The sequence below is a fragment of the Convivina intestini genome (genome assembly GCF_003096575.1).
Lineage (GTDB): Bacteria > Bacillota > Bacilli > Lactobacillales > Lactobacillaceae > Convivina > Convivina intestini.
In genome coordinates this window covers 164,501-181,385 of record NZ_QEKT01000002.1, presented here as the reverse complement: position 1 = coordinate 181,385, position 16,885 = coordinate 164,501, and the positions used below count along the sequence as shown (strand labels likewise).

Sequence of the window (16,885 nt, the reverse complement as noted above, 5' to 3'; positions counted from 1 at the left end):
AGTCCTTTTTTATTGGTATAAGAAGCAGATTGCTAGCATCAGACAGATGAGGGCACACATCGGTTCCCAGCGCTTAAAATAGCGTTTGCTAAATTGTAATAAGAAGGGCGCTAGGCTGATGAAGATGGCTAAAAAGCTACCCAAATTGACGCCATGAATGATTAAAACGACCAACCAAAAGAGTAAAATGGTTGCTAAACTAAGCAGCCGGCCCCGGGCATTTGGTAAGAATAACGGGGTGAAAAAGTATAAAAAGGCAAAGAGCATCATCCAAGATTGGTGTAAAAATAGCTGGGTGATAAAGTTATTGGCCAAAAAATAAATGGAAACTGGAATAGCATAAGTGGCCAAAACGCTAAAAACAAGGAGTCCTAAGCCGTTTTTAATTTGGAAAATTTTCTGTGGAATCATGAATAAAAAGAAAATAAACAATAGCAAGAGCAATAAAATTTCAAACCGGGTTCGAATCTGAGAATTAGCAATCACCAGCATACTCAGGACGAGAAAGAAATAACTAGCTCGGTGGGTAAAATTACTGCGAATCATCAAGGCGATGGCAACACTGGCACTGAAGCTGTAGCCAACCAGGGGCCAGACATCCCAGTGTTGGGCCTGGGCTAAAAAGTGTTCGTAAAAGATGGGTTGTTGCCACCAAATAACATTTAAGCACAACACCATGATAATGATTGTTAACCAATGATGCTGATTGGCTGATAAATGTCGGCTGGAACGACTAGGAATGCTGTTGGTAGGAGCTGATTGTGATCGGGGCATTGATTGAAAACCTTCTTAAAAATGACATAATTGCTTTTTTTTATTTTATCATGTAAAATTTTTTAGTGAAATTAAATAGCTATCAAGAGTAGGCGAGTGATACAGCATTAAGACCCTACACCAGCCGGCAATTGCACGGTGGTACTTCTGTAAGATAGACAACTTGTTAAACGCAGCCAGTTGTCTGGTTGCGTTTTTAAATAGCATTTATTTCGACAATTACCTTGGAGGAATTACCATGACAAAATACCATACTTCTGAATCAGTTGCTAATGGCCATCCGGATAAAATTGCCGATCAAATCGCCGATGCCATTCTAGATGCCGTGCTAGAACAAGATCCTAAGGCGCGCGCTGCCATTGAAGTCACGACTTCCACCGGAGATGTTACCATTTTTGGTGAGTTAAGTACCAGTGCCTATGTTAATATTCGCCAAATTGCGACAGATACAATCCGTGCTATTGGTTATGACCGTCCGGAGTTAGGCTTTTCAGCTGATTCCATCAATGTGACCAATAAAATTGTTGAGCAATCTGGCGATATCGCCCAGGCGGTTGATCAAGCCCAAGATGATCCGGAACAATTGGGCGCCGGTGATCAGGGGATGGTCTACGGTTATGCAACCAATGAAACCGATAACTACTTACCCTTAGCCTTGGACTTATCCCACCAATTGATGCGTCAAATTCGCGACGTTCGTCAAAGCGGACAATTAGACTATTTGCGGCCTGATGCCAAGGGCGAAGTCGCCATTGAGACCGATAATCAAGGTCAGGCACAACGGATTGCCGCTGTAGTGCTTTCCACCCAACATGCCGAAAATGTTTCGTTGGCACAATTACGGGCCGATATTAAAGCTCAGGTAATTGACCCAGTATTGCCGAGTGATTTACTGGATGATCAAACGGATTACTACATCAATCCCTCTGGTCGCTTTGTTTTAGGCGGACCCCAGGCTGATTCTGGTTTAACGGGCCGTAAGCTGATCGTAGATACTTATGGCGGTGCAGCTCATCATGGGGGTGGTGCTTTTTCTGGAAAAGATGCCACTAAGGTGGATCGCTCAGCGGCTTATTATGCCCGTTATGTGGCTAAAAACCTAGTAGCAGCCGGTTTAGCCGATAAGCTTGAGTTACAGGTTGCCTATGCGATTGGGGTTGCTAAGCCGGTTTCGCTTAATATTGAAACTTTTGGCACAGAACACGTTGATTTGGCCTTAATTGACCAAATTGTGTCAGAATGCTTTGATTTTCGACCACTAGCCATTATTAATCAATTGGATTTACGCCGGCCGATTTATCAGCAAACGGCTGCTTATGGCCATTTTGGTCGTAACGACTTAGATTTACCTTGGGAACGTTTAGATAAGGTTGATCAGATTAAACAACTAGCCCATTTGGCCTAAATAAAAATCCCCGACAGATGTCGGGGATTTTTTGTGGTTTTAAGACCAAAAGGGATAGGCATAGGAATCAATAGTAAAGGCAAAGGTTCCGGTTCCTAATCGTTTACCATCGGCCGTAGCGGTTTGAATATCAGCGATGTGGACAGTGGTCATAGCCGAAACTTCTGTTTCTTCAAAGCCATGCACCTGGGCTGGTTCCTTTTGACGCTGGAGCTGCCAAAAAGCTAAAAACATCCCAATGAAATTCATTTTATCGACAATTAAGGCCGTAATTCTACCACTATCTGGATGATTAGTTAGGGTAAAGGTTAAAGTTTTACGATGACTTAAATAACGATTTTTTAAGCCTAAATAGGTTGGAAAGGAAGTCTGCAGGTTAAACTGTTCCAACCAACGCCACCAAGAAAAGAATTGATTTAAAAGATTACCCTTAACGGGTAGCTTAGATTCAAATAAGTCCAAACTAATACCCACCGTGAGCCGATTTAAAAAGTAACGGTCGGCTTTTTTGGGCAGCGCGCCAACTACATGAGCCAGGTACTGGGTGTGTGACTGCTTAACCTGTAGTAACGACTGGCTTTGTGTAATTAAGGGGTTGGGTTGATTAGTAGCTTCAGGTTCAATCGTGGCTGGAAATTGAAGATGGGCTATTGGTAATTGATAAGTTCGTTTAGCAGCAATCAGACCGTTGACAACTTCGGTCAATAGGGTGGTAGAACCAATCACTAAAACAACTGCTGGATCAGCAGTTGTATCAGGAATTCGGCGTCCTAATCGCTTGGCCCAGAAAAATGGATTTGTGTCGTCAGTCATTTGGGTCCAAGAACCTAACCGGTTGGCTTGGGTAAAGGTATTTTGAATTTGTGTCAGCAAGGAATCTTGTGCGTTCTCAGATTCAGAATTGCTGTAGAGTACATAAAAATTCTGCATGATAGCTTCCATTTGGTAGTTAAAGGGGGGCTTTTAAAAGGTCCGACTTTATTTTAACCTAAGAAATGTCGTAATTGAGCCATTGAGTTGATCAAGGCGGTTAAGGCAACGGGCGCACTGTGTTGGAATTGTACGACTTGTAAGGCAATTTCATGATGCTGTTGCTCTTCTAAGGTTTCTGGTTTGATTTCAAAGTTAAAGAGCTCTTGTAAAAACAAAATATCTTCTTCAACCTCGGCCCAGGCGGAACTATGGGTTTTTAAAATTGCCAGTGCGTCTAGATTAACAAAGCGAGCCAATTCCGTAAAGTCTTTTTTCATACTTGGATAGTGCCGGACCAAAGTTGATAGATGAGTCGCATCTAGGCTTTGAAGTGCTCGGCCAAAGCCAATAAATTCAGGCGGTACGCCAATTGAGTAGAAGGCCCCGGTAAAGTTAATGGCCCGGGGAAGTTCAATGTTGTCAACCGAACGTGAATAACCTAAGACCCCGACGTGCTGACGACGATCACGTCGTTTTGGAAAGGCCTTAAAAATCGGCTGCATATCGGGAATTAACTGATCGAGGGTGGCACGATAGTATTTAGTTGATTTTTCGGCTACTTCAATTAATAATTGTTCATCACGGTCATTTATTTCTAACGGTTTAGCCTGTGGTAAGTGCTCTTTAAGGTAGGCAATGCCGGCTTGAGCTTCATCAATTGAAAAATCGTAACGAAAGGCTGATTGCACTGTGGCCGTCCGAACACCCGGGAATTCTGTCAAATAGCGTTCTACCCGGCGAGGAGAAAGCCCCCCACGAAAAATTGGTGAGCCGGTTCCTGAAATTGGATAGATGGCAATATTTTCTTCTTCGGCAAAGCGATGCAGGCGGGCCAACGCGAGTTTGTTACCGACAATCGAACTCATAAAACCAGCCGATAAAGCCGAATCAGATCCGGCTAGGAAAACTCGCAGATATTTAGGACGGAACCCAAAGTGCTTTTCATGTAAACGTAAATATTCTTTTAAAATTTCAGGAGCATGGTATTGGGTTTCAAATTCCTCAAACAGGGGAATCATTTCAATGTAGGGCGTATTAGCCTCAGAAGGAGTAAAGGTTGAAGATTTAAACTGCGCCAAACGTTGAAAGAGATCTTGCATTTCAATGATTTGATTAGCCCGCTTAGCCATCGGTAAAATTGCTTCAAAGAGGGGGCGTTGATCAAAACCAAGATCATGGGCAAAATCCTCAGAGCTCAGAAAAGCGGTCATGGCTTGCATGAGGTTATAGCCCTTTTCCTCCCAAATGTTAGGAAAACGGAAGGTTAAAAATTTGTCACGTCCTAATTGATGACCTTTAAAATATTCATAATGGGTGGAAAATAGCCGGTCAATAACGGCAGCATCGGCATGTTTACCTTCCCAATCCCACATGTATTCTTCAATGTCTAAAATTTTAAAATTTTCATAGGCTTCTCGTGTCTCACGGTAAGCGCTGATGAAAGGCTGTTGAGAACTATCCCAGAAAGGTGCGTTGGCATTATCGGGATGCTGTGTACCCATTACGGCCGGAATATGACGATCACTCATAGGAAACTCCTTTACAAATAGCTTCATTGATTTGTATTAGTTCCAATATACCAGAAAGTTATAATAAAAAGTATGCTCTGATACACAGAGCATACTTTCTTAAATCATTATTAACATTGGTAAAATCATCGGTTTACGAGCAGTTTCCCGATGGAGATAACGAGCTAAGTCATCAATAATGGCTTGACGAATTTCTGACTCGTTAGGATTTTTGCCATTCATCACGCGACGAATGGTTGAAAAGATTACCCGACGACCTTCATTAATGAGGTCACCAGATTCACGCATATAAACAAAACCACGCGATAAGATATCTGGTCCAGATAAAATCTCTTTGCGCTTAAGGTTAATGGTGGCAGTAACAATCACCAAACCATCCTGAGATAGCTTTTGGCGATCATGTAAGACCACTGACCCAATATCACCAATACCAGAACCATCAATGTAGGTATCTTCAGCTGGGAAATGACCAGCAACTCGCGTACTTTCACCATCAAGGGCTAAAACGTCACCGTTTTGTAGGATAAAGGTGTGGTCGGTTGGAATATCAAGTTCGTGGGCTAAGCCGGCATGAACCTTTAACATCCGATACTCTCCGTGAATTGGCATGAAGAACTTAGGCTTCATTAAGGCTAACATTAACTTTTGTTCTTCTTGGCCACCGTGACCAGAAGTATGAATGTTATTAAGCTTACCGTGAATAACGTTAGCGCCACCTTCCTCTAACTTGTTAATAACGGCGTTAACTGAAGCCGTATTACCAGGAATAGGAGAAGAGGAGAAAATCACGTTGTCCTTAGGCTTAAGCTTAATTTGCTTATGACTACCTTCAGCAATTCGAGCTAGAGCCGCCATTGACTCTCCCTGGGAACCGGTTGATAAAATTAATAGTTCATCATCTGGTACGTTTTTAATTTGGGATTGTTCTAGTAAATATTCATCAGGAACATTTAAGTAACCCAGGGCACGACCATTGGTCATGGCTGATTCCATAGAACGTCCGAAGACCGCAATTTTACGACCATGGGCAATAGCTGCATCAGTTGCCATCCGGATTCGATTCATATTGGAAGCAAAAGTCGCAAAAATAATTCGGCCATGCTGCAACTGATCAAAAATTCGGTTAACTGATTTGGCAACCCAAGCTTCTGATTTAGTCCATTCAGGTCGTTCAGCATTGGTCGAATCACTTAATAGAAGTAACACGCCATCATGTCCGATACGAGCCATGGACCAAAGGTTAGGTGGCTGCTTGGTAGTAGGGGTCAGGTCAAACTTAAAATCACCGGTCTCCACAATGGTACCGACCGGTGTGTGTACGGCTACCCCAAAAACATCGGGGATGGAGTGGGTGGTACGGAAAAACTCGACACTCATTTTGTCAAAATCAATCACACTGCCATCGGTAATTTCGTGTAATTCGGCCCGATTGAGTAATTGCTTTTCTTCTAGCTTATTACGGATTAAGGCCATGGCCAGTGGACCAGCGTAAACAGGAACATTAACAGCTTGTAAAAAGTAGGCAATGGCACCAATATGGTCTTCGTGTCCGTGAGTAATTACTAGCGCCTTTACCTTGTCAATGTTGTCAACGAGATAAGTATAGTCAGGAATAACGTAATCAATTCCCAAAAGGTCATCTTCGGGGAATTTGATACCGGCATCCACAACAATAATTTCATCTTGGTATTCAATGCCGTAGGTGTTTTTACCGATTTCACCTAGACCACCAAGTGCATAAACGCCGACTTCGTTAGATTTAATGTCAACTGAATATGTCATATGTTAAAAAGTTTTGATCTCAAAGTCAGGACCAGCTTGCTCGTAAGTTAGGGCCTTATCTGAGAGTTCTTCGATAAATTCGATGTTATAGTTAGTGTTCTTTTGAACGATTTCGCGGGCATGCGCTAGACTTTCAGCTTCAATGTAGAAAGAGTGTGTGTCTTCACGCTTAGGATTGCGATCGATATCATCCTGGTAATAAATTTTAAAAACCACAATGTTCCTCCAATAATATTTTTTTGTTTGTCACGAACGAAAACCTTAAGAATAAGTATACCATATCTAGGGGTAAACTGGGCTGGCTATCTAAAAGAACAGGGCGGTTATCGCTGGTAATTGAGCTGGTTTCTGCTATAATGGAAGTTAAACAATGAATTGAAGAGGATACTAACTCATGGCAATTGGCATGAATGATTTAAAGACTGGTTTAACAATTGAATACAACAACTCGATTTGGCGAGTTATTGAATTCCAACACGTTAAGCCTGGTAAGGGAGCCGCCTTTGTACGGTCAAAGTTAAAAAACCTACGGACTGGAGCAGTCAACGAAGTAACTTTCCGTCCTGGTGATAAGTTTGAGCAAGCCGAAATTACGACGCGCCCAATGTCGTATTTGTACGCTGAAAATGGTGGCCGGGTCTTCATGGATACTGAGACTTATGATCAGATTAATATCAGTGATGACCACTTGCAAAATGCTTTGAAGTTTATGCTTGAAGGTATGGAAGTTAAGATTACTATGTATGGTAATGAAGTGCTGGGTGCCGAATTACCATCAAGTGTTACTCTTAAGGTTACAGAAACCCAACCGGGAATTAAGGGAGCTACAGCCACTGGTAGTGGTAAGCCTGCTACAGTTGAGACTGGGGCAACTATCACGGTACCTGATTTTGTTAACGAAGGTGATACTATCATTGTTAACACTGAAGATGGGTCTTATAAGGGTCGGGCATGAAGTCGACCTGGGAAAGTTACATTGATATTGGGCAGTAAGGCGGAATATGACAGTAAATAAGAATTTTGTCTTGGCAACCAGTAGTTCGGTTGCTGGTCAAACAATGATTACCCCAGAAGTATTAGAGATTATTGCCCAAAAGGCTACCCAAGATGTTGAAGGTGTATTTTCAATGCGGGGTAATCTAACTGACCGTGTTGTCCGGGCTTTTGGCTCATCAGCACGTGGTAAAGGGGTGCAGTTAACCAATACCGATCAGGGCTTAGAAATTTCAACCTATGTATTTTTGAAATATGGTGTTACGGTGCCGCAAGTTGCCCTAAATATCCAACGGGCTGTCATGACTCAAGTAGCTTCGATGACTGGTTTAGTTGTTAATCAGGTTAATGTTCACATTAGTGGTATTATTCCTAATCGCCATGAACACGGCATTGATCCCGATCACATGTTTGACCAAGCAGAAGATGGAGAGTAAAAGCATGACTGTAATAAGCCGACACCGTGAGCGACAAGCGGTGTTTCAAATTCTCTTTGCAACCGCCAAAGAAGTACCGCAAGAAGATCAACTTGATGGTTTGTACCAAATGGTACTAGGCGATGAAGAGTTTGATAGTTTCTTGCCCCAATTTATCAATGGTGTTTTGGGGAGCCAACGCGAATTAGACCAGGCCATTAGTCAACATTTGGTTGATGGTTGGAGTATCAAACGAATTAGCCGTGCTGATTTAGTTATTCTACGCATGGCGGTTTATGAGTTGCTTTACATGCCAGAAATACCTTACAAGGTGGCAATCGATGAAGCAATCGAGTTGGCCAAAGAATTTGCTAATCCAGATGATGCTAAGTTCGTCAATGGGGTCTTAAAGCACTTTGCCCGAGTAGAAAAATAAGTTAGGATCGCTAAGCGGTCCTTTTTTATTGGGGAAAATGAATGTGTTACAATTGGATGTTAGTGAATATTAAAAGTAAGGAAGATAACAATGGCCATATATGATCCTACCAAACGACCTGCTCCAACCTATGATTCTCATACTCACTTAAATGATGATCAACTGTATATGGATGTGCCCGCCTATGTCGGCCGAGCCCATGAATTTCAGGTGATGGAAATGAATGTGGTTGGTTATAATCGGCAAAGTAACCAACGGGCCTTAGAAATTGCTCAAGAATATGAAGGCATTCGGGCAGTATTGGGTTATCAACCCGAGGATACACCGGATTTTGATGAAGCTGCTTTGGCTGAACTTGATGCTGCCCTAGGTCAAGACCAGGTTGTCGGTGTTGGTGAAACTGGACTTGATTATCATTGGGATACGCCAGTTGAAATTCAAAAGCAGGCTTTTATCCAACATATGGCCTTAGCTAAAAAACACGATTTGTCTTTGGTAGTTCATAATCGTGAGGCTTTTGATGATGTTTTGGCCATGCTGAAAGCGGCCGGCATCACCCGAGGGGTGATGCACAGCTTTTCAGGAACACCTGAACAGGCGCAAGCCTTTGTCGACCTGGGCTTTTATATTTCCTTTAGTGGCGTGGTATCCTTTAAAAAGGCTGAAGAAGTTCGAGAGGCTGCCCAAGCTTTGCCATTAGACCGAATTTTAGTGGAAACCGATGCCCCATATTTGGCGCCAGTACCGATGCGCGGTAAATTAAATGAGCCGGCCTTTGTTAAATATGTTGTGGATGATTTGGCAAAAACTTTAGGTATGAAAGCGGACGAATTAGCTGAAATTACTCGTCAAAATGCTCGTCGTCTTTTCCTAAATCATGACTGATACTTTTAATGTTAAAGAGTTTATCGTGGTCGAAGGGCGGTCTGACACCCAAAATCTACGCCGTTTAGGACCGGTTGAAACGATTGAAACCGGTGGCAGTGCTTTAAATCAAGCCATAATTCAAACCATTAAACATGCCGTGGCTACGCGTGGGGCTATTATTTTTACAGATCCCGATTTTAATGGGGAACGGTTGCGACGTCTGATTACCCAGCAGGTGCCCGGGGTTAAACAAGCCTATATCAGTCAGGGACAGGGTCGAGCACATCGGGATAATCCGCATAAGTCTTTAGGGGTCGAACATGCCAGCTTATCGGTTTTAAAAAAAGCCCTGCAGCAAGCCGCTAGCTTTGACCAACAGGCATCGTCTGATGTGACGCCGGTCTTCTTACAAGAGCTGGGCTTGATTGGAGGGCCATTAGCGGCTCAATACCGTCAAGAATTAGGGGTGGCGTTGAAAATTGGTCATACCAATGGCAAGCAATTATACCGAAAATTACAGGCCTTTGGTATTGGCCAAGCTGAAGTATTACGGGTCATGAAAGGAATTTACCATGGTTGAACCATTAGACATCGCCACGCCGACTAGGACACAGGCAATTTTAACCAGTTATGGCTTACGGGCTAAAAAAAAATTCGGTCAAAACTTCTTAACTGACTTAAATATCATCGATCGTATTATTGATACGGCTGATTTAAGTGATGACGATTATGTCATTGAAATTGGGCCGGGGATTGGTGGTTTAACCGAGCAATTAGCCCGCCAAGCCAAGGCTGTTTTAGCGGTCGAAATTGATCCAGAAATGGTACGGGTCTTAAATGATACTTTGAGCCCCTATGATAATATTACGGTTATTGAAACCGATGTTTTAACGGTGGATTTAAAGAACATAATTCAAAAACAGTGGGGTCAGGTGCCTGCGGTTAAAATTGTAGCCAACTTACCCTATTACATTACGACGCCGATTTTGATGCAGCTCTTACAGGCTGGTTTATCTTGGGATACGATGGTAGTCATGATGCAACGTGAAGTGGCCGATCGCCTCACAGCACCAGTCGGGACCAAAGAGTATGGTGTTTTGACCGTCATGATGGCTTATTATGCGCAAGTACAATTGGCCGTCAAGGTCCCAGCTAGTGCCTTTAATCCTGCGCCCCGTGTCGACAGTGCCGTCGTGCGCCTACAACCTAAAAATCATCCTTATCAAGTCCAACAGCCGAAAGAATTATTTAACCTTGTTAAAATTTGCTTTGCCCACCGACGGAAAAGTTTGTGGAATAATCTGCTCCAGGCCTTTGGTAAGGATGCTGAGGTGAAAGAGAAATTAACCAGTGCGTTAGCTGAAGCGACAATTGAACCAGGTATTCGGGCTGAACGGGTAGATTTGGAGAATTTTTACCAGTTATTTTTGGCATTAAAAGCTCAAAATATTAAATTTAGGTCTTGACAGATTAGCCCTTAGTTGTTCTAGATTTGAATTTTTCCAGTAATTATGATAAAATGTAGACGATGACACTGGAAAGGTGGTTCACTATGGCAACTTTAGCGGAAATTAAGTCGCGCCTTGACGCGCATATTGGCGAGAAAGTTACAGTTATTTCACAGGCTGGCCGGAAAAAGGTTACAGAACGTTCTGGCATTTTACGGTCAACCTTCCCTTCACTTTTCGTAGTTGAGCTAAGTGATGATACACAATTTGATCGTGCTTCATACAGCTATGCGGATATTTTAACGCACAGCGTAAACATTACTTTTGCTGATTAAGATTACATATAAAACCCGGAAGGGTTTTTTATTATAGTTATTTTTACTTGAGAAATTTGGATTGGAGTTTTGCATGGACGTGATTACTGCCAAGGATTTAACCGTTAAATACGGGGAAAAAGTTATTTTACACGACGTAAATGTCACCATACCCCAGCAAAGTTTTGTGGCAATTTTAGGTGAAAATGGGGCTGGTAAAACAACTCTCATCAAAGCTTTATTGGGACAAAACCGCTCAATTACGGGCCAGTTATCCACGCAGGCCCGTCAAATCGGTTATGTGCCCCAATTTCGTAGCATTTCACGGGACTATCCACTCAGTATTCGCTCCTTTGTGGGCTTAGGTTTTAATCACGGTTGGCAGCCCTGGTATCGTGCTAGCGAAAAAAAGGCCATTACTAGAGCGATTGCCGAAGTGGATTTGACTGATTTGGCCGATAATCGTTTGGGCTTGGTTTCTGGTGGGCAAAAGCAGCGAGCCTTTGTCGCCCAAGCTCTAGCACAGGAACCGGATTTATTGATTTTAGATGAATCCACTGCTAGTTTAGATGCCCGCCATAGTATTGAATTGGTACAAACGATTGTTAAATTACAACAAGAACATCAAATGACCGTGCTTTGGATTACCCATGATACTAGTTGGGTTAAAAAATACGCGGATTATTTCTTATGGGTTCACGACCAACAGGTGACAGCTGGGCCAATTGATCAGTTACCAGCTACTGCGATTAGTCATGGACAGGAAGAAGAGGTTCATAATGTTTGAATATGCCTTTATGCAAAATGCTTTTTTGGCAGGGACGATTGTCAGTATCATTGCCGGTATGGTGGGCACCTTTGTGGTAGCGCGTAACTATGCTTTTTTGACCCACTCTTTAAGTGAGATTGGTTTTGCCGGTGCTGCTTTTGGTTTTTGGATTGGCTGGCCGGCTTTGCTGGGAATGATGTTAGCGACCGCAATAGCCTCACTTTCAATTGGGGCCTTAGAAGCAAGCTATACCAAACAAGATAACGTAACCAGTGCGGTATCGGCTTTAGCAATCGGTCTGGGAATTTTATTTTTGGCCTTGGGACATACGTCTACTAGTGCGGCTACGGGGATTTTGTTTGGTTCGGTCTTGGGGATTAGTCATCAAGATTTGTTAATTTTAATGACCTTGGCAGTTTTTGTGTTAGTTTTGCTATCAACTAATTTTCGGTCATTACGACAGTTATCATTTGACGAAGCGGGCCTATTACATAAGGGTGGTAAAAATCGCCTAGGTCGTTATTTGTTTTTGATTATTATTGCCTTATCAGTTAGTATTTCTTCGCAATTGGTCGGTTCTTTGTTAATTTTTGTTTTGGTTACTTTGCCCGCTGCGAGTGCTAAATATTTTACTGATACCGTACCAAAATTGATGTCTCTGGCCATTATCTTTGCCTTGTTTGGGACTTGGATGGGCTTAACTTTGGCCTATCTAACGAATTTACCAAGTAGTTTTTTCATTGCTGTGATTGAAGTTGCGATTTATCTAGGGGCTTTATGGCAATTTAGAATTAGTCAGTGAAAATGAAATATCCGAACGTTCGTTTTATTCTTTAATTAAAATGATATAATTACCTGTACGCTTATTAACTATAAGGAGGTAAGGTGCTGATTTAGCATCATTATCATCATGAAAACAAGACGATCCGACCGTTTGGTCGATATGGCGCGGTACCTATTAGAGCATCCGCGTCAGCTGATTTCCCTATCTTTTTTTGCTCAGCGATATGAGTCAGCTAAATCTTCAATATCTGAAGATTTAAGTATTATTAAGCGCACTTTTGACGAAAGAGGGACTGGCCTTTTACATACGGTTCCTGGAGCAGCCGGTGGAGTGCGCTTTATTTCGGCTATGTCACAGGCTGAGGCCCAAGAATTTGTCGCTGGTCTTTGTACGATGGTGGCTGATGAAACTCGGGTCTTACCAGGAGGCTATGTCTACTTATCTGATATTTTAGGTCGTCCTGATATTTTGCGACCAGCCGGGCGTTTAATTACTAGCCAGTATCTTGACTGTGAAATTGATGCAGTTATGACGGCTGCTACCAAGGGGATTCCTTTGGCCCAGGCCGTGGCTGAGGAACTCAATGTGCCCTTTGTGATTGTCCGCGATGATGCCAAGGTCACTGAAGGGCCAATGGTCTCAGTTAACTACCTTACGGGTTCATCTAAACGAGTCGAAAAAATGGCGCTGTCACGCCGTTCCTTAAAGCCAGGAGCCAGGGTTTTAATTGTTGATGACTTCATGAAGGCTGGTGGAACGATTCAAGGCATGCAGACGTTAGTGCATGAGTTTGATGGTACCGTGGTCGGAACTGCCGTTTTTGCAGAAGGTCGTTCAACGGTGCGTTTGCTGGATAATTTTACGTCACTTTTGCATGTGGAAACTAATCTAGCTAATGGAGAGCCAATTCGAGTTAATCCGGGGAATTTTGAGCAAGAGATATATCAATAGGAGTTACCATGAAAAAAGTAAATGTTGTAATCTTAGCGGCTGGCATGGGATCGCGGATGCGTTCCGATTTACCAAAAGTTTTACATCAAGTGGCCGGTAAACCAATGATTGACTGGGTATTAGATGCCGTTGAACCATTACAACCAGATAAATTAATTACTGTTACGGGCGTTGGGGCTGAAGCAGTGCAAGAACATATTGGCAATGATAGTCATTTTGTGGTGCAAGAAAAGCAATTGGGTACTGGGCATGCCGTTCAACAGGCCTATCCGGAATTAAAGGATAGTGAGGGGGTTACCCTGATTATGGCTGGTGATACTCCGATGTTTCGCACGGAAACCCTGAATGAATTAATTCAAGAACATGAACGTGGCAATAATGCGGTCACGGTGTTGACCGCCGATGCTAAAGATCCAACTGGTTATGGCCGAATTGTCCGTGGCGATGACGGTTTGGTGTTAAAAATTGTTGAACAAAAAGATGCCAGTGTTACTGAACGCCGGATTCATGAAATCAATACTGGGGTTTACATTTTTAATAATCAGCTCTTGTTTAGTGCTCTGGCTGAAGTTAAAAATGATAATGTTCAGCAAGAATTTTACTTGCCGGATACCTTGGATATTTTGCGGACCCAGGGCTATCAAATCGGGGCTCATCAAATTCAAGACTTTACCGAATCATTAGGCGTTAATGATCGGGTAGCCCTTTCAGTGGCTAACCAGGTGATGCGTCAACGGATTAACCAGCGCCATATGTTAGCAGGAGTGGAGTTTATTGACCCGCAAACTGCCTACATTGATGATCAAGTTGAAATTGGTCAAGACACGGTCATTGAAGGAAACGTTAGTTTGCAGGGCCACACGGTAATTGGCCAAGCTAATCGCATTACCACGGGGACAGTGATTAAAGATAGTCAGATTGGTGATAACAATGTGATTACTAGTTCTCATATCGAAGAATCAACGATTGCTAACGAAGTAACGATTGGCCCCAATGCTCATTTGCGGCCTAAAAGTCATCTGGCTGACCAAGTGCATATTGGTAACTTTGTGGAAGTCAAAGGGGCTGAGATTGGCCGCGGCACCAAGGTAGGACATTTGACCTATGTAGGCAATGCAATCCTAGGGGAAGATATTAATATTGGCGCTGGCACTATTTTTGTTAACTATGATGGGGTTAATAAATTCCAGACGACGGTGGGCGACCGAGCCTTTATCGGGTCTAATACTAAGATCATTGCCCCAGTTAAGATTGCTGAAGAAGCCATTACTGCGGCTGGTTCAACTATTACCGAAGATATTGAAAAGCACGCGATGGGAATTGCGCGAACTCGTCAAACCAATAAAGAAGATTTTTGGCAAAAAATGCCGCATAAAAAGGGATAGGAAACTGTCTCTTTTTTGTATATTTATGATAAAATATAAGCTATACCAATTTAGAAAAAGAGGAGTGTACAATGAATAAGAAGCTAATATGGGGTACTGTAGCAGCCTTAGTAGTTGTTGTTGCTGGGGTAGTAATCACGCTGCAAGCTAATGCTCACCAAAAGACCAATCAAGCTAAAAAAGAACAAAGTATGTCGGGGATGAACATGTCTTCGGATAGTATGAAAATGTCATCAAGTAGTACCATGCAGATGAAAATGGATGGCAAATTACCAGAAGGTCTAGCCACCGCTCAAGATCCTAAGTATAAAGTTGGTCAAGAAATCACCTTAAAGGCTACTCACATGGCTAACATGAAGAATGCTAAGGGCACTGTCGCCGCAGCCTATGATACGAAATTATATGCTGTTGACTACATGCCGACTAATGGCGGCTCGATGGTTAAAGACCACAAGTGGTTAACGATGATTGATTTTACCGATAAAATGGCCCATAAGGTTGGCGATGAAGTAACCTTGGATAGTGATCATATGGCTGGTATGCAGGGTGCGAAGGCTAAAATTGTGCAGGTTGAAAATGGACCAGCCTATGCGGTTAATTATCAGCCAACGAATGGTGGTCAAAAGGTTATGAATCATCTATACTTGGCTCAAGATGAGATTGAAGCACGTAACTAGTTAAAAGGGGATAATGATGGATTTTTCAGTATTATACATTGGTAGTGGACAGGCGACTTGGAATGGTGCGGTACCCCTGGCCAAGTCAGGGGTCAAAGTCGGCGTAATTGAAGAAAGCCAGTACGGGGGCGTTTGTTCCAACAAGGGTTGTAATGCCAAAATTATTTTGGATAAGCCCATTGAACTAGTTGAACGCATTAAGGCTTTGCAGGGACGCGGCTTAGATGGAGTTCCTAGCATTAATTGGGCTGACTTAATGGCCCATAAACATGAGCTGATCGTCCCTCAAGATCATCATGGTAAACAGCGGCTAGTTGACGCTGGGATTACCACGATTACTGGCCGAGCTGAGTTTGTAAACGCTCATACAGTTCTGGTTAATGGGCAGGAATATACAGCCGATAAAATCGTGATTGCCACCGGATTGCGGCCTCACCGGTTAAATATTGCTGGTAAGGAGCTTTTTCACGATAGTACTGATTTCTTATCCTTAGCGCAATTACCACAGCATATGACGATTTTGGGCGGTGGCTTTGTGGCCATTGAATTTGCCACGATTGCTAGTGCCTGTGGCGTTAAGGTGGATGTGATTACCCGAGGAGATCAAATCTTACGTCAGTTCCCCTCCCAGTATGTTGCCTTGGTTAAGGCTGATTTGAAAAAGCAAGGTGTGCGCTTTATTCCCAACATGACCATTAATTCAGCACAACAAGCTGGCCAAGAAATTTTGTTGCAGGGTAGCCATGAATTTAGTCTAACGACTGATTATGTTCTTGATGCTACTGGCCGGATTCCAAATCATGATCGGCTGAACTTGGATGCCCTTGGGGTGGCCTACACCGATAAGGGGATTGTCGTTGATGACCATTTGCAAACTAACGTTGCGGGTATTTATGCCGCTGGGGATGCAATTGACAAAAAGACGCCTAAACTAACCCCTACGGCGGCCTTTGAATCCCGCTACTTAGCTGCTAAGTTTATGGGTAAAAATGATCAACCAATTAAATATCCGGTGATTAGTGAAATCGTCTTTACTTCGCCAAGAATTGCCCAAGTCGGGGTTGGCTTGGATGAAGCCTTGGCTAATCCAGAACGTTACGACGTTAGTCAGGTCAGCTATGATGGTGATTGGTTCCGTCAGGTTGAAAATGAAAATGGGGCTTACTTATCATTAATTTTTGATAAGCAGGCCAATGACCAACTAGTTGGTGCGGCAGAATTATCACATGAAGCTGATAATACGATTAACACCTTGGTACCTTACATTCAAATGAAAATGACACGGGAAGCCTTAAATGATTTGATTTATGTCTTCCCTTCAATTGAATATACTTTACAACGACGGTTACCCTTAGTATAGTGATTAAAGGTAATTGGGCGATT

At 42.8% G+C, this 16,885-nt stretch carries 19 protein-coding genes; 14 read left to right on the top strand and 5 right to left on the bottom strand.

Annotated elements, in window-relative coordinates; genetic code table 11:
- Positions 1 to 9: 9 nt before the first annotated feature.
- Positions 10 to 774: a hypothetical protein gene (locus C7384_RS02955; RefSeq protein WP_089938126.1), complete on the bottom strand. Its 765-nt coding sequence runs from the start codon at positions 772 to 774 to the stop codon at positions 10 to 12.
- A gap of 238 nt (positions 775 to 1,012) precedes the next feature.
- Between C7384_RS02955 and metK the strand changes: the two genes are divergently transcribed.
- Complete coding sequence (gene metK, locus C7384_RS02950; protein WP_089938127.1) at positions 1,013 to 2,179, top strand: methionine adenosyltransferase; 1,167 nt, start codon at positions 1,013 to 1,015, stop codon at positions 2,177 to 2,179.
- Between the two features lie 39 nt (positions 2,180 to 2,218).
- Here metK and C7384_RS02945 read toward each other — a convergent pair whose 3' ends face one another.
- From C7384_RS02945 to C7384_RS02930, 4 genes are all read right to left on the bottom strand, one after another.
- A complete protein-coding gene (locus C7384_RS02945; protein WP_089938129.1) occupies positions 2,219 to 3,109 on the bottom strand; it encodes a hypothetical protein in 891 nt (296 codons plus the stop codon).
- 53 nt (positions 3,110 to 3,162) lie between these two features.
- On the bottom strand, positions 3,163 to 4,680 hold the full coding sequence (gene ppcA / locus C7384_RS02940; RefSeq protein WP_089938131.1) for a phosphoenolpyruvate carboxylase: 1,518 nt from the start codon (positions 4,678 to 4,680) through the stop codon (positions 3,163 to 3,165).
- A gap of 99 nt (positions 4,681 to 4,779) precedes the next feature.
- On the bottom strand, positions 4,780 to 6,462 hold the full coding sequence (gene rnjA / locus C7384_RS02935; protein WP_089938133.1) for a ribonuclease J1: 1,683 nt from the start codon (positions 6,460 to 6,462) through the stop codon (positions 4,780 to 4,782).
- A 3-nt stretch (positions 6,463 to 6,465) separates the two neighbouring features.
- Positions 6,466 to 6,678, bottom strand: coding sequence for a DNA-directed RNA polymerase subunit epsilon (locus C7384_RS02930; protein WP_089938136.1), 213 nt, complete (start codon positions 6,676 to 6,678; stop codon positions 6,466 to 6,468).
- Between the two features lie 178 nt (positions 6,679 to 6,856).
- Between C7384_RS02930 and efp the strand changes: the two genes are divergently transcribed.
- From efp to C7384_RS02865, 13 genes are all read left to right on the top strand, one after another.
- Positions 6,857 to 7,417 (top strand): elongation factor P, encoded by a 561-nt coding sequence (gene efp, locus C7384_RS02925; RefSeq protein ID WP_089938138.1) that lies wholly within the window; start codon positions 6,857 to 6,859, stop codon positions 7,415 to 7,417.
- Between the two features lie 46 nt (positions 7,418 to 7,463).
- Complete coding sequence (locus C7384_RS02920; RefSeq protein ID WP_089938140.1) at positions 7,464 to 7,892, top strand: Asp23/Gls24 family envelope stress response protein; 429 nt, start codon at positions 7,464 to 7,466, stop codon at positions 7,890 to 7,892.
- A 4-nt stretch (positions 7,893 to 7,896) separates the two neighbouring features.
- Positions 7,897 to 8,307, top strand: coding sequence for a transcription antitermination factor NusB (nusB, locus tag C7384_RS02915; protein ID WP_089938142.1), 411 nt, complete (start codon positions 7,897 to 7,899; stop codon positions 8,305 to 8,307).
- 90 nt (positions 8,308 to 8,397) lie between these two features.
- On the top strand, positions 8,398 to 9,192 hold the full coding sequence (locus tag C7384_RS02910) for a TatD family hydrolase (RefSeq protein WP_089938144.1): 795 nt from the start codon (positions 8,398 to 8,400) through the stop codon (positions 9,190 to 9,192).
- A complete protein-coding gene (gene rnmV / locus C7384_RS02905) occupies positions 9,185 to 9,754 on the top strand; it encodes a ribonuclease M5 (RefSeq protein WP_089938146.1) in 570 nt (189 codons plus the stop codon). The genes C7384_RS02910 and rnmV overlap by 8 nt, the downstream gene beginning before the upstream one ends.
- On the top strand, positions 9,747 to 10,640 hold the full coding sequence (gene rsmA, locus C7384_RS02900) for a 16S rRNA (adenine(1518)-N(6)/adenine(1519)-N(6))-dimethyltransferase RsmA (RefSeq protein ID WP_089938148.1): 894 nt from the start codon (positions 9,747 to 9,749) through the stop codon (positions 10,638 to 10,640). Before rnmV ends, rsmA begins: the two co-directional genes overlap by 8 nt.
- 86 nt (positions 10,641 to 10,726) lie before the next feature.
- Positions 10,727 to 10,957 carry a Veg family protein gene (locus C7384_RS02895; protein ID WP_089938150.1) on the top strand — a complete coding sequence of 77 codons (231 nt, stop codon included), beginning with the start codon at positions 10,727 to 10,729 and terminating at the stop codon, positions 10,955 to 10,957.
- 73 nt (positions 10,958 to 11,030) lie between these two features.
- A complete protein-coding gene (locus C7384_RS02890) occupies positions 11,031 to 11,723 on the top strand; it encodes a metal ABC transporter ATP-binding protein (protein WP_089938152.1) in 693 nt (230 codons plus the stop codon).
- Positions 11,716 to 12,507 carry a metal ABC transporter permease gene (locus C7384_RS02885; protein WP_089938154.1) on the top strand — a complete coding sequence of 264 codons (792 nt, stop codon included), beginning with the start codon at positions 11,716 to 11,718 and terminating at the stop codon, positions 12,505 to 12,507. The genes C7384_RS02890 and C7384_RS02885 overlap by 8 nt, the downstream gene beginning before the upstream one ends.
- Before the next feature lie 108 nt (positions 12,508 to 12,615).
- Positions 12,616 to 13,440, top strand: a complete 825-nt coding sequence (gene purR / locus C7384_RS02880; RefSeq protein ID WP_089938156.1) for a pur operon repressor — start codon at positions 12,616 to 12,618, stop codon at positions 13,438 to 13,440.
- Between the two features lie 8 nt (positions 13,441 to 13,448).
- Positions 13,449 to 14,825 carry a bifunctional UDP-N-acetylglucosamine diphosphorylase/glucosamine-1-phosphate N-acetyltransferase GlmU gene (glmU, locus tag C7384_RS02875; protein WP_089938158.1) on the top strand — a complete coding sequence of 459 codons (1,377 nt, stop codon included), beginning with the start codon at positions 13,449 to 13,451 and terminating at the stop codon, positions 14,823 to 14,825.
- A 71-nt stretch (positions 14,826 to 14,896) separates the two neighbouring features.
- Complete coding sequence (locus tag C7384_RS02870; RefSeq protein ID WP_243400700.1) at positions 14,897 to 15,502, top strand: YdhK family protein; 606 nt, start codon at positions 14,897 to 14,899, stop codon at positions 15,500 to 15,502.
- 16 nt (positions 15,503 to 15,518) lie between these two features.
- Positions 15,519 to 16,862 carry a dihydrolipoyl dehydrogenase family protein gene (locus C7384_RS02865; protein WP_089938161.1) on the top strand — a complete coding sequence of 448 codons (1,344 nt, stop codon included), beginning with the start codon at positions 15,519 to 15,521 and terminating at the stop codon, positions 16,860 to 16,862.
- Positions 16,863 to 16,885: the final 23 nt, after the last annotated feature.

Bases quoted from the DNA above. Each gene is read 5' to 3' on its own strand.
- C7384_RS02955 (WP_089938126.1), bottom strand. From the start codon at position 774: ATGCCCCGATCACAATCAGCTCCTACCAACAGCATTCCTAGTCGTTCC.
- metK (WP_089938127.1), top strand. From the start codon at position 1,013: ATGACAAAATACCATACTTCTGAATCAGTTGCTAATGGCCATCCGGAT.
- C7384_RS02945 (WP_089938129.1), bottom strand. From the start codon at position 3,109: ATGCAGAATTTTTATGTACTCTACAGCAATTCTGAATCTGAGAACGCA.
- ppcA (WP_089938131.1), bottom strand. From the start codon at position 4,680: ATGAGTGATCGTCATATTCCGGCCGTAATGGGTACACAGCATCCCGAT.
- rnjA (WP_089938133.1), bottom strand. From the start codon at position 6,462: ATGACATATTCAGTTGACATTAAATCTAACGAAGTCGGCGTTTATGCA.
- efp (WP_089938138.1), top strand. From the start codon at position 6,857: ATGGCAATTGGCATGAATGATTTAAAGACTGGTTTAACAATTGAATAC.
- C7384_RS02920 (WP_089938140.1), top strand. From the start codon at position 7,464: ATGACAGTAAATAAGAATTTTGTCTTGGCAACCAGTAGTTCGGTTGCT.
- nusB (WP_089938142.1), top strand. From the start codon at position 7,897: ATGACTGTAATAAGCCGACACCGTGAGCGACAAGCGGTGTTTCAAATT.
- C7384_RS02910 (WP_089938144.1), top strand. From the start codon at position 8,398: ATGGCCATATATGATCCTACCAAACGACCTGCTCCAACCTATGATTCT.
- rnmV (WP_089938146.1), top strand. From the start codon at position 9,185: ATGACTGATACTTTTAATGTTAAAGAGTTTATCGTGGTCGAAGGGCGG.
- rsmA (WP_089938148.1), top strand. From the start codon at position 9,747: ATGGTTGAACCATTAGACATCGCCACGCCGACTAGGACACAGGCAATT.
- C7384_RS02895 (WP_089938150.1), top strand. From the start codon at position 10,727: ATGGCAACTTTAGCGGAAATTAAGTCGCGCCTTGACGCGCATATTGGC.
- C7384_RS02890 (WP_089938152.1), top strand. From the start codon at position 11,031: ATGGACGTGATTACTGCCAAGGATTTAACCGTTAAATACGGGGAAAAA.
- C7384_RS02885 (WP_089938154.1), top strand. From the start codon at position 11,716: ATGTTTGAATATGCCTTTATGCAAAATGCTTTTTTGGCAGGGACGATT.
- purR (WP_089938156.1), top strand. From the start codon at position 12,616: ATGAAAACAAGACGATCCGACCGTTTGGTCGATATGGCGCGGTACCTA.
- glmU (WP_089938158.1), top strand. From the start codon at position 13,449: ATGAAAAAAGTAAATGTTGTAATCTTAGCGGCTGGCATGGGATCGCGG.
- C7384_RS02870 (WP_243400700.1), top strand. From the start codon at position 14,897: ATGAATAAGAAGCTAATATGGGGTACTGTAGCAGCCTTAGTAGTTGTT.
- C7384_RS02865 (WP_089938161.1), top strand. From the start codon at position 15,519: ATGGATTTTTCAGTATTATACATTGGTAGTGGACAGGCGACTTGGAAT.